Source organism: Streptomyces sp. NPDC057253, from assembly GCF_042669125.1.
GTDB lineage: Bacteria > Actinomycetota > Actinomycetes > Streptomycetales > Streptomycetaceae > Streptomyces.
On the sequence record NZ_JBHUXV010000001.1, the window covers coordinates 160,300 to 171,409 of the forward strand.

The window sequence follows — 11,110 nt, forward strand, 5'->3', positions numbered from 1 at the left end:
CAGCCTGCCGAGAGCCAGTCATCGGACTTTTGTTCACGGTGCGGGGGCTCCCGGCCTACGCGTCCTCCGCGCCCTCGGTGTCCTCCGTGTCCTCGCCCTCCGCCTGCGAAGGCGTCGTCCGGGGCACGTCACGGCGCTCGGATGTCTCCCGCTCGGCGTCGTCCGGGTCGTTCTCCTGCCGCTCGCCCTCGGCCTGGGACGGGGTCTGCTCACTCATGGTCGGCCTCACTGTCAGGGGTTCGTGGGGGTGGTGCCGCGCCGATAGGGCGGGCCTCGGCCCTGGTGGGCCCGTGCGGACGGCCGGGTACCCCGGCTGCGCGTCCTCTCCCCGGGGCCGGACCCACCGTGGTCGTGACACGGGTGAGGGAGGGCTCCCTCGGCACCGACCCGAAGCCGAAGCGCACGGGCGGGGCGACCGGTGACAGGGCACCGAGGTCCACGCCCTCGAAGACCGCGGACACCTCCCGGATCGGCCGCAGGTCCTGGGCGCCGTACCACTCACGGCGTCCCGCTCGCGCACTGCCCCGGGTGCGCACGCCGGGCAGCAGCAGGCGGGCGGGCAGGGAGGTCAGCGTGCACCAGGCCGGTCGCCGGGCGAGCACGGCGGGCACCGCGCACAGCAGCAGCCCCAGGAGCCGTCGGCGGCCCGTGGTGAACCGCAGGTCGAGCGGCCCCGCCGTGACGCGCCAGGTCCCGTGGTCGATCCGGACGCCGACGGGGACGATCCGCACGCTGTCGAAGGCGTAGGTGCCTGCGATGAAGTCCGCCGTCTCCCGCGTGGGGGCCAGCAACAGCCGTTCCCCGTCCGGCCGTTCCACCATCACATCGCTGAACGGTCCGTACGGCGACCGCGGCCAGTGCCCCAGCACGATCCGGGTCCCGGAGGCCGTGCCCAGACCGGCGATCCAGCCGTCGAACCGCAGCCGTCCGCCGCGCGCCGGGCGGCTCATGAGGAGGAGAGCCGGGAGGCCCCCAGCCGGACGTGCTCGACGCCGGGGGAGAAGTGCACGACGGGACCGTCGAGCGGAGCGGGCAGGCCCGCCGCGGTGGTCAACGTCTCCTCCAGCACCTCGACGTCCGCGCCGGCCAGGGGCCAGGGCTCGTGTTCCACCGGCGTCTCCCAGAGACGGCCCAGGCGGCGGGTGTACGCCCGCCACCGCGAGGTCAGCCACACGTCCCGCTCCGTGGGCCGCAGGTCCTCGCCGGGACGGATGCGCAAGCGGTAGGAGACCCGGCCCCCGAGCCGCGAGCCGGCGTACGAGACGGTCTCCCCGTCCCCGCCGACCCGCAGGGACCCCAGCCGGTACGGCGCGCCCACGGCACGCGCCGCCAGCATCACCGGGTTGGCCACCTCGATGGACAGGAACCAGATCCCGTCCCGCCCGTCCGCGCGGCGCACATAGGTCCGCAGGTTGGTCTCCGCGAACGAGGGGAGGGCGGGCACCGCGGCGGGCACGCCGGCCGGGCGCACGTCCGCCATGACGAACGGCGTGAGACCCACCCACGCCGCCCCCTCGTACTCGTCCACGGCCAGTCCGGGAGGCAGCAGCGCCCGCACCGCCTCCGGCCGGAAGGGCCAGTGGACGAACGTCTGCCGCAGCCAACGTGCCCGCAGAGCCGGCATCCGCACCCGCTGCTCCGCTCCGTACGCCACCACGAAGACCGGGTCCCCACCTGGGCGCCACGGAAACGCCCAGGTGGGAGGGGAGCGAGGGGTTCGTCTCCCCGCTGATGAGGGGCGGCGACCCCTGAGGCACAGCGGCCCGCTCGCTCCCTCATACGCCCGCGGGGGCGAGGACGATGTCGAAGCGGACCCGGCTCCAGGTGCCGTCGAGGACACGGCCGTCGGGGGTGGGTGTCCCCGCGGGCTGCCGCTCGAACCGCTTGATCAGGGAGTCCTTGACGCCGAAGACGGTGTCCTTGCGGCCGATGGGATCGCCCTCGGGGAAGATGTGCGTGACCAGGGTGCGCGCCCCTTCGTGGGACACCATGAAGTGCAGGTGGGCGGCGCGCAGCGGCGAGCGGCCGACCGCGTCGAGCATCTTGCCGACAGGCCCGTCGTTGGGGATGGGGTACGGCGTCGGGGTGAGCCCCCAGAAGCGGTACCCGCCGTCGGCCGCGGTGAACAGGTGGGCCCGGCCGGCGCGTTTCCCGGCGTCGTACTGGACGTCGTAGAGTCCGTCCTCGTCGGCCTCCCAGACCTCGATCCGTGCGCCGGCGGCAGCGGTGCCGTCGGTGTCGGTGACGGTGCCCTCGACCCAGCAGGGCTCGCCGGGGGCGCCGAAGGCCAGGTCCTCGCCGAGTGCGATGCGCGGGGCGTCCTCGACGAAGAAGGGCCCGAAGACGGTGGCCTCGGTGGCGCCCTCGTAGGCCTGGTTGCTGACGTTGATCGTCTGCATGCTCGCGCCGAGGGTGTCGGAGAGCAGGATGAACTCCTGCCGGACCTCGTCGGTGATGTGGCCGGCCCGGGTGAGGAAGTCGATCGCCGTTCCCCACTCCTCCTCGGTGAGCCGGACCTCGCGGACGAAGGAGTGCAGGTGCCTGACCAGCGAGACCATGAGCTCCTTGAGCCGCGGGTCCGCGCAGCCGTCGAAGGAGGCGACGACGTTGTCCACCAGCCGCTGCTCGACCGCCTGTTGCTCCTTGGGCACCTCCTGGTGGACCGTGCCGTGCACGCCCGCCCGGGCGGCGTCGGGGTTGACGTAGGTAGCCATGACGGCCTCTTTCAGCTGAGGGGTTCGCCGGCCCACGCCGCCTTCAGCAAGGCGGTGAGGTTGTCCTCGGTGACGGGTGCGGGGTTGTTGGCGGGGACGGCCTTGATGATCGGCGCCAGCGCCTTGGCGATGCCGTCCTCGGGCATGCCGTAGTCGCGCAGGGCCCGTGGCGCGTGCAGGACCTCACGCAGGGCGGCCAGGCCGGCGCTCGCGCCGCGGGGGCCGGAGTCCGAGCCGAGGGCCTGGGCGATCCGTGCCGCCGCCTCGGGGGCGTGCGGGGCGTTGAAGGCGAGCACGTGGGGGAGGACGACCGCGTGGGTCTGGGCGTGGGGGAGGTGGAACATGCCGCCGAGGACATGGCAGATCTTGTGGTGCAGGCCGGAGCCGGCCGAGGCGAAGGCGACCGCGGCGAGGTAGGCGCCGTACAGCGTCTGCTCGATGCCCTCGATGCCCTCGATGCCCTCGATGCCCTCGATGCCCTCGATGCCGGTCGAGGCGTCGGCGACCGCGGGCAGGCCGGTCGCCAGCGCGCGGATGCCCTCTTGGGCCAGCGCCCGGTCGATCGGGTCGGCGCGCGGGCCCCACATCGAGTCCACGCAGTGCGCCATCGCGTTCAGGCCGCTGGCGACGGTCAGGTCGCCGGGCAGCGTGGTCAGCAGGCCCGCGTCGTACACGACCGAGGCCGGCAGCACCTTCTTGTCCACGCCGGTGGTCTTGGTCTCCCCCTCGGTCAGGCCCCAGACGTCGGTCGCCTCGGAGCCGGCGTAGGTGGTGGGGACGGCCACGATCGGCAGCCCGGTGGTCAGCGCCACCGCCTTGGCCAAACCCGTGGTCGAGCCGCCGCCGACGCTGACCAGGATGTCCGCGCCGGCGTCGGCGGCCGCCCGCCGGGCTCGTTCCGCGACCTCGACCGGTACATGCATCACGACCTCCTCGTGACGCAGGACGACCGGGATCTTCTCGGCGATCGGGTCCGCCAGTTCCTTCTCGCGGTCCGACGCGATCAGCATGACCTTGGCACCGCCGAGCGCCTCGACCTCCGCCGCCACCGCGTCCGGCGACCGCCCGGCCGCGAACACCACCCGCTGGGCGGGGGTCTCGTGGGTGAATCTCATCGGGCCTGCGCCAGCCATTGTCCGCCTTCCGAGTAGAGCTGTTCGACCGCGGCGCCGGTGAGGCCGGGAAGGCCGTTCTTCACCGTGAAGCCCGCCTTGGTCTGCACGTAGGCCAAGTGCCGGTAGCCGGGCGGGAACTGGCCGAGGAGTTCGGGATCCAAGGTCAGTGCGGCCGCGGGATCGACGACGTCGAGCCGGTCCTTCTCGTAGATCGGCTGTCGGCGCACCAGGGTCCAGCGCCCCTCGTGGCGGGCGAGGAGGTCGTGGAAGCGGCCGGTGCAGACCACGTCGACCTCCACGCCGTCGACGCTCGCGCGCTGACTGATCGTCATCTTCGTCTGGGCGACGGCCCGGTCGCCGGAGACCTCCGCGGTGTGCCCGCCCAGGAAGTGGAGGATGCTGACGCCGTTCTCGAAGCCCTCCCGGCTGGCCTTGATGAAGTCGGTGGCGGTGCCCTGGAACCAGGTGGCGTTCATCCAGCCGTCCCGCGGATGCCAGACCGTGGCGAAACGGTCCCAGTCCCCGGCGTCGCGCCACAGTGCCCAGTCCTCGACGAGCTGCCGGATCTCGTGGCGGTCGGTGTCGCTCCGCGACATTGCTGACTCCTTGCAGAGGTGGGGGTTCCCGGTGCCGGGGGCATCGCCGGTTGGTCAGATGGGGTAGTGGCGGGATCCGGACTGGAGGGTGATCCAGCGCAGTTCGGTGAACTCCTCCAGCGCGGCGCGGGAGCCGAAGCGGCCCCAGCCGCTGGCGCCGACGCCGCCGAAGGGCATCTGGGGCTCGTCGTGCACGGTGGCGCCGTTGATGTGGCAGATGCCGGACCTGATGCGGCGGGCCACATCGAGGGCGGCGGCCGCGTCCTTGCTGAAGACGGCCGCGGAGAGCCCGTACTCGGTGTCGTTGGCGACGGCGACGGCCTCGTCGGTGGAGTCGACCTCGATGATCGAGACGACCGGCCCGAAGGTCTCCTCGGTGTGGATGCGCATGTCCGGTGTGACCCCGCGCACCACGGTGGGCTGCACGAACAGTCCGTCGGACGTGCCGCCGGTCAGGATCCGGGCGCCCTTGGCGCGGGCGTCCTCGATCAGCGCGACCACGTGGTCGCGGGCGGCGGCGTGGACCAGCGGGCCGATCTGTGAGGCGGGGTCGCTCGGGGGGCCGACGACCAGCTTGGCGGCCCGGTCGGCGAGGCGGGAGGAGAGTTCGTCGGCCACGCTCCGGTGGACGATGACCCGCTCGGTGGACATGCAGATCTCGCCCTGGTTCATGAAGGCCCCGAAGCTGGCCGCGGCGGCGGCCTCCTCCAGGTCCGCGTCGGGAAGCACCAGGAAGGGGGCCTTGCCGCCGAGTTCGAGGACCACCCGGGTCAGGTGACGGCCGCCGAGTTCGCCGATGATGCGCCCGACCCTGCTGGAGCCGGTGAAGTTGACGCGGGTCACGGCCGGATGGGCGATCAGGGCCTCGACGACGGCCGGGCCGTCCTCGGGGGCGTTGCTGATCAGGTTGACCGCACCGGCGGGCACCCCCGCGTCGTGCAGGACCTGGACGATGGCGGCCTGGGTGAGCGGGGTCTGCTCGGACGACTTGAGCACCACGGTGTTGCCCCACACCAGCGGCCACACAACGGCGCGCACCCCCAGGATCAGCGGCGCGTTCCAGGGCGCGATGCCGACGACGACACCGACCGGCTGGCGCACGGCGAGCGCGGTGAGACCGGGCACGTCGGAGGGGATGACCTCACCGACGGCCGCGTACGCCTGGGCCGCGGCCTCGACGAGCATGCCCTTCGCGACGTGCACGTTGAAGCCGCACCACGGCAGCGTGGCGCCCATCTCGCGGCTCATCGTGGCCACGATCTCGTCGGTGCGCTCGCCGAGCAGGACGGCCGCGCGCTCCAGCGCCGCCCGCCGTGCGGCCGGCGCGAGGCCCGACCACTCCGGCAGCGCCGCCGCCGCGGCGTCCACCGCGAGGTTCACGTCCTCGACACCGGCCGCCGCGACCCGTGCGATCGGTTCCCCGGTCAGGGCCTCGGCGGTCTCGAAGCGGCGGCCGTCCCTGGCCCCGACGTGCTCGCCCGCGATGAGGAGGTCGCTGGTCCGGACCGCGCCGGACGTGGGTGCCTCGATCTCAGTGGCTGACATGTGTTGCCTCACCTCCACGACAGCGGCGGTCGTCGTCGATCGCCGCGGGAACCCTGCATGTCGAACTCTCTTCGGCCGGCCTCCTGACCTGAACCCTCATGTCCGTTGATCGAACAACGACGTCAGGCCAGGACGGCGGGGGTGTCAGACCGGCGGCATGCGCTTGGCCTGGTGCAGATGCGCCAGACGCCAGCCCTGATCGGTCTCCTCCCACACCCGGGTCACCGTCTCCTGGACCGGGAACGGCGGGAGGTTCTCGTCGAAGACGATGTGCATCTCCTGGAGACACGTGGTGATCGCCGTTCTGCCGCGGACCGTGATGCTGAGTTCCTCGGCCTTGGCGAAGACGTGCCGGCGGCGGGTCCAGGTGAAGTGGGCGAAGGTCTGCGGGTCGTCGATCTTCCCGATCGGGCCGTGGACGGCCCGGCCGTCCTTGAGCATGAGGGCGGTCATCGCCTCCTCGCCCTGGACGAGGGCCGCGAGCCAGGCGGCCTCCGCCTCCTCGATCGCCCGGACGGCTGCGGTGGACGGGGTCGTCGTCATAGGTCCAGCTCCAGAAGGGGTGAGTGGGCTCGCGAGGAGCACGTGGTGAACAGGCCCTCGGCGCGCTCACGGTCGGTCAGGATGTCGTCGCGGTGGTCGGGCTCGCCGGCCAGGACGCGCACGATGCACTCACCGCAGATCCCTTGCCGGCAGGAGTAGGGGGCGTCGACACCCTGGGCGAGCAGCACGTCCAGGACGCTTTCGCTCTCCTTGACCTCGTACGCGCCGCCGGTCCTGGCGAGCCGCACGGTGAAGGTCCCGTCGGCCAGGCGTGCGCCGGCGTTCTCCACGGGAGCGAAGCGCTCCTTGTGGATCGCCTCGGCAGGCCAACCCGCTCCCTGCGCGGCGGAGATCACGAAGTCCATGAAGCCGCCGGGTCCGCAGACGTACACCGCCGTGTCGGGGTCGGGCGGGCCGAGGTCGGAGGCGATGCTGAACCGCTGCTCGTCCGGGCCGTCGTCGAGGTGGAGCCGGACGCGGGGGTCGTGTTCCAGCTCGTCGAGGAAGGCCGCGTCCGCGTGGCTTCGCGCGCAGTAGTGCAACCGGTAGTCCGCGCCGGCGACTTGGAGGGAGTGCGCCATGGCCAGCAGGGGAGTGACGCCGATGCCGCCGGCCACCAGCAGATGGCGGCGCGCCCGGTCCGAGACGCCGAACCTGTTGCGTGGACGGGAGATCCGCAGCCCGTCGCCCGCGCGCAGCCGGTGCATCCCGAGGGAGCCGCCGCGGGACGCGGTCTCGGCCAGCACGGCCAGCCGGTAGCGGGTGCGGTCGTGCGGCGGCCCGCACAGGGAGTACTGGCGGACCAGCCCGGCGGCGTCGTCCACGAGGACGTCGACATGGGCGCCGGCGGCGAACTCGGGGAGCGCGACGCCGTCGCGGCTGACCAGGTCGAGCACCACGATCCGGGCCGTCGCGTGATACCGGGCGACCACGACGGTGTCGAGCCAATCGTTGCTCATGCCGCTCGCTCAGATTCCGGCGGCCGTGGAGGCGCGGTCGGCCGCCGGGCGCCTGCCGAGGGTGAACAGGCCGGACTGGGTGCGGTGGACCTCCGAGGCGTCGCGGACGATGTTGATCGGGTCCCGCCCGGCCTCGACGTCGTCCGCCATCGTCAGAAGCATGCGCCGCAGCATGACGACACCGCGGTCACCGGTGGCCAGGGTCTCCTCGGAGTCCAGGGTGATCGCTCCCTGGGAGCCCTGGGCCTCGGTGTCACCGGGGAACCTCTGCCGCTCCTCCTCGGTCAGTTCGTGGTTCTGCTTGCCGTTCTGCGTGATGCCGATGACGAAGCGGACCATGCGCTCGGGGTCGTTGCTGCGGATGGAGAAGAAGAGCCGGTGGCTGGTGTCGTCGGAGGGCACGACCCACAGCAGTTGGTCCGGCCGCGCGTCGGGGGTGACGTGCACGTAGTCCGGCAGCCCGAAGACGTTGGGCAGGTGCTGCTCGACCGCGAAGCCGTACTCCGTGACCTCGCCGTCCTCGCCCTCCACCTCGAACCGCTGGGTGTACTTCACACCGTGGTCGGTGCGCTCGTACGTCAGACGATCGGCGATGGTGGCCGGGTCGAAGAAGTTCTCCGGGTAGCCGAAGGTCCCGGTGCCCAGCATCTGGTAGCCGCTGTGCGTGGAGTGGAGCCAGGTGACATGGGTCGGGTCGGCGGAGTTCTCGTAGATGTTGAGCCAGCTGAAGTCGGCCGGCATGCCGAGCACCGCGGCGTGCGGCACCGGCCAGCCGGCGAAGTACCGCTCGTCCTCGGCGGGGTCCTCCAGGGCGTCGTAGCGCGGGAGTTCGGGCTTGAGCTCGGGCGGGCCCATGTAGACGAAGACCAGCCCGTAGCGCTCCGCGACGGGGTACCAGGGCTGACGGGCGGCGTCCCGCCTGCGCCCGAGGGCCGGCTCGCAGGCCTGCTCGACGCAGCGGCCCTCGACGTCGAACTTCCAGCCGTGGTAGCAGCAGCGGATGCCGTCGTCCTCGACGCGGCCGTAGAAGAGGCTGGCGCCGCGGTGGGCGCAGCGCTCGAACACGACACCGGGGTTGCCCCGCCCGTCCCGGAAGACGACCAGGTCCTCGCCGAGCACCCGGGTCTTCTGCGGCAGGGCGCCGGCGACGAGCGCCTCGGAGCTGGCGATCGGGTGCCAGTAGCGGCGCAGCGCCTCCCCCATGGGGGTACCGGGTCCGACCTCGCGGAGGCGGGCGTTGTAGGAGGGCTTCGGGCGACCGTAGCCCGTGCCGGTGTCGGTCTCTGAAGTGGTGGTCATGGTGCTGTCTCCCGGGCGGCTCGGGCGCACAGCGGTGACGGGGCAGGGTGGAGTGGGGGATCACCTGCGAGGGCACCGTCGTGTGCGGTCCTCGAATAGGATTGTGGATTCACATTCGCATTACGGCTCGCGAGGCGTCAAGGGCCCTGTCCGTCCACCCGTCGTCCGGCAGCCCCGAGGGCGGATGCCGACGGTGTATAGGCTGGGACGGTGAGTTCCGAACCGTCACTCGACCTGCCGCCGGCACAGCAGGCCCGCAGCCGGCTGACCCAGCAGCGCATCCTGGACGCGGGTACGGCCCTGCTCGAAGAGGGCGGCACCGAGGCGCTCACCGTCGCGGCCGTCGCCGCCCGGGCGGGGGTCGCGGTCGGCAGCGTCTACCGTCGGTTCGGCGACAAGGACCGCCTGATCGCGGCCCTCCAGCACGACATGATCGAGCAGTTCGACGCCGACATCGTCCGCCGCTTCGCCCCGCTGGGCACGGACCCGGTCGCCCTGGTCACCTCGGCGGTCACCGGGCTCACCGAGACCTATCAGGCGCACGAGCGTCTGATGCGCGTCTTCCTCGCCGCGGGCGCCACCGATCCCGCGGTCGCCCGGGTCGGGTCCGAGGCCGCCATCGGCGCGGACCGCGTCTTCCGCCGGTTCCTGGAGCCGATCGTGCCGATGATCGACGGCCCGGAGCCGGAACTGCGGCTGGACGTCGTCTACCGCCTGATCTACGGCACCTGCCAGAACCGTGTGCTGTACGGCGATCTCTTCGAGTCCGACCGGCCGCTGACGTGGCGTCAGCTCACCGATGAACTGGTGGAGGTCGCCTGTCGGTATCTGCTCGGTGTACCGGCGCGGTGAGTCGCGGTTCTTCGATGTGAATGCGAGCACCCCTTCACATCAGGGGGTCGGCGGACACATACTGGGCCGACGCCACGGACGCCGGCCGCTGGAGCCCGCGGCCGGCCAGGGAAGGAACCGCCCCATGCGAGAGCCGCTCAGCTACGAGATCGCGTACGGCGCCGCTGCCGCCGCCCTGGAGGCGGGAAGGGCCGAGGGGCACCAGGTGTGCGCCGTCGTGGTCAACCGAAGCGGCGTGACCAAGGTCCTGCTCAGCGACGACGGGGTGGGTCTGCTCGGGGTGGAGACCGCGCGCCGCAAGGCCTACACCTCCGCCGTGAGCGGAGTGCCGACCGCCAGGTTCGCGGCCTTCGCGGCCTCTCCTCAGATGCAGGTCGCGCCCCCGCACCTGGTCGACGCGAACCTGCTGCCGGTCGCCGGCGGCGTGCCGATCCTCACGGCGGACGGGGAGGTCATCGGGGCGATCGGCGTGGGCGGGGCGGACGACACGACCGATGACCGTATCGCGAGCCGGGCTTGCGACTCGGTGGCGAAGATCGTCGGGTAGGTCCTTTGCCCGGAAGGTCTCACAGTGCCGTCCTGATGATGCCCACCGCGCGCGCCAGATGCGGCTCGGCCCGGTCGGCGCGATGGGCGACGGCCAGCTCCACACGTGCGTCGGGCCCGGCCAGCGGCAGGTAGGCGACCCCGGCGAGGGTCAGTGCGGTGACCGGCTCGGGCACGATCGCGAGCCCCAGTCCGCCGGCCACCAGGGTGACCAGGGTCGAGGTCTCGCCGACCTCGTGGCGGATGCGCGGCTCCACACCGGCGTCCCGCAGCAGGCCGAGGACGACGTCGTACATCACCGACCGGCGGTCGGCCGAGTGCACGATCAGGTCCTGGTCGGCGAGGTCCGCGGCGCGGAGCCGCTTCCGGCGGGCGAGCGCGTGGTCGACCGGCACCGCGACGACGAGCCGGTCCCGGCGCAGGGTGTGCACGGTGAGGGAGAGATCGGCCGCGGGCGGACGCAGCAGCGCCACGTCGATGGCGCCGGTGCGCAGCGCCTCGACCTGGTCGGGAGCGAGCATCTCGCCGCGGAAGGAGAAGTCGACTCCGGGCAGTTCCTCCGTCAGGCGGCGGGAGAGCGCGGGCAGCAGGCTGTACGTGGCCGAACCCACGCACCCGATGGCCAGGTGCCCCACCGAGCCGGTCGCCACGAGCCGTGCGTGGTGGGCGGCCTCGTCGACCTCGGCGAGAATCCCGCGCGCCCGGTCCAGATAGGCGCGGCCCGCCTCGGTCAGGTCGACGCGCCGGGTGGTGCGGTGCAGCAGTTGGACGCCGAGTTCCGTCTCCAGTTGGCGGATCTGCTGGGACAGCGGCGGCTGGGCCATGTGCAGCCGCTCGGCGGCCCGGCCGAAATGCCGCTCCTCGGCCACCGCCACGAAGTAGCGCAGGTGCCGCAGATCCATATGTCGTCCATATCAATCAGCCGGGATATGCGTACTTCA

General features: G+C 72.3%; 13 protein-coding genes. 2 read left to right on the forward strand and 11 right to left on the reverse strand.

Going from position 1 to position 11,110, the window contains the following annotated elements; translation table 11 throughout:
- Nucleotides 1-55: 55 nt before the first annotated feature.
- The 10 genes from ACFULQ_RS00695 to ACFULQ_RS00740 all read right to left on the reverse strand — a co-directional run bounded on the left by ACFULQ_RS00695 (nt 56) and on the right by ACFULQ_RS00740 (nt 8,771).
- Nucleotides 56-217, reverse strand: coding sequence for a hypothetical protein (locus ACFULQ_RS00695; RefSeq protein WP_383536170.1), 162 nt, complete (start codon nt 215-217; stop codon nt 56-58).
- Nucleotides 210-950 carry a hypothetical protein gene (locus ACFULQ_RS00700; RefSeq protein ID WP_383536172.1) on the reverse strand — a complete coding sequence of 247 codons (741 nt, stop codon included), beginning with the start codon at nt 948-950 and terminating at the stop codon, nt 210-212. The genes ACFULQ_RS00695 and ACFULQ_RS00700 overlap by 8 nt, the downstream gene beginning before the upstream one ends.
- Nucleotides 947-1,657: a YqjF family protein gene (locus ACFULQ_RS00705; protein ID WP_383536173.1), complete on the reverse strand. Its 711-nt coding sequence runs from the start codon at nt 1,655-1,657 to the stop codon at nt 947-949. Before ACFULQ_RS00705 ends, ACFULQ_RS00700 begins: the two co-directional genes overlap by 4 nt.
- Nucleotides 1,658-1,775: 118 nt before the next feature.
- Nucleotides 1,776-2,714 carry a dioxygenase gene (locus ACFULQ_RS00710; RefSeq protein WP_383536175.1) on the reverse strand — a complete coding sequence of 313 codons (939 nt, stop codon included), beginning with the start codon at nt 2,712-2,714 and terminating at the stop codon, nt 1,776-1,778.
- 11 nt (nt 2,715-2,725) lie between these two features.
- The gene (locus ACFULQ_RS00715) at nt 2,726-3,829 is read right to left on the reverse strand and encodes a maleylacetate reductase (protein ID WP_383536177.1); all 1,104 of its coding nucleotides are present in this window, start codon (nt 3,827-3,829) and stop codon (nt 2,726-2,728) included.
- Nucleotides 3,826-4,425, reverse strand: coding sequence for a nuclear transport factor 2 family protein (locus ACFULQ_RS00720; protein WP_383536179.1), 600 nt, complete (start codon nt 4,423-4,425; stop codon nt 3,826-3,828). The genes ACFULQ_RS00715 and ACFULQ_RS00720 overlap by 4 nt, the downstream gene beginning before the upstream one ends.
- A gap of 54 nt (nt 4,426-4,479) precedes the next feature.
- On the reverse strand, nt 4,480-5,970 hold the full coding sequence (locus ACFULQ_RS00725) for an aldehyde dehydrogenase family protein (RefSeq protein ID WP_383536181.1): 1,491 nt from the start codon (nt 5,968-5,970) through the stop codon (nt 4,480-4,482).
- Between the two features lie 144 nt (nt 5,971-6,114).
- A complete protein-coding gene (locus tag ACFULQ_RS00730) occupies nt 6,115-6,513 on the reverse strand; it encodes a nuclear transport factor 2 family protein (protein ID WP_383536183.1) in 399 nt (132 codons plus the stop codon).
- Complete coding sequence (locus ACFULQ_RS00735; RefSeq protein ID WP_383536185.1) at nt 6,510-7,472, reverse strand: PDR/VanB family oxidoreductase; 963 nt, start codon at nt 7,470-7,472, stop codon at nt 6,510-6,512. Before ACFULQ_RS00735 ends, ACFULQ_RS00730 begins: the two co-directional genes overlap by 4 nt.
- 9 nt (nt 7,473-7,481) lie before the next feature.
- On the reverse strand, nt 7,482-8,771 hold the full coding sequence (locus ACFULQ_RS00740) for a Rieske 2Fe-2S domain-containing protein (RefSeq protein ID WP_383536187.1): 1,290 nt from the start codon (nt 8,769-8,771) through the stop codon (nt 7,482-7,484).
- 210 nt (nt 8,772-8,981) lie between these two features.
- Between ACFULQ_RS00740 and ACFULQ_RS00745 the strand changes: the two genes are divergently transcribed.
- Nucleotides 8,982-9,623, forward strand: a complete 642-nt coding sequence (locus ACFULQ_RS00745; RefSeq protein ID WP_383536189.1) for a TetR/AcrR family transcriptional regulator — start codon at nt 8,982-8,984, stop codon at nt 9,621-9,623.
- A 124-nt stretch (nt 9,624-9,747) separates the two neighbouring features.
- Nucleotides 9,748-10,170, forward strand: a complete 423-nt coding sequence (locus tag ACFULQ_RS00750; protein ID WP_383536191.1) for a heme-binding protein — start codon at nt 9,748-9,750, stop codon at nt 10,168-10,170.
- Nucleotides 10,171-10,189: 19 nt separating this feature from the next.
- On the opposite strand, the gene ACFULQ_RS00755 is transcribed toward ACFULQ_RS00750, so the two are convergent.
- Nucleotides 10,190-11,071, reverse strand: coding sequence for a LysR family transcriptional regulator (locus tag ACFULQ_RS00755; protein WP_383536193.1), 882 nt, complete (start codon nt 11,069-11,071; stop codon nt 10,190-10,192).
- Nucleotides 11,072-11,110 lie beyond the last annotated feature (39 nt).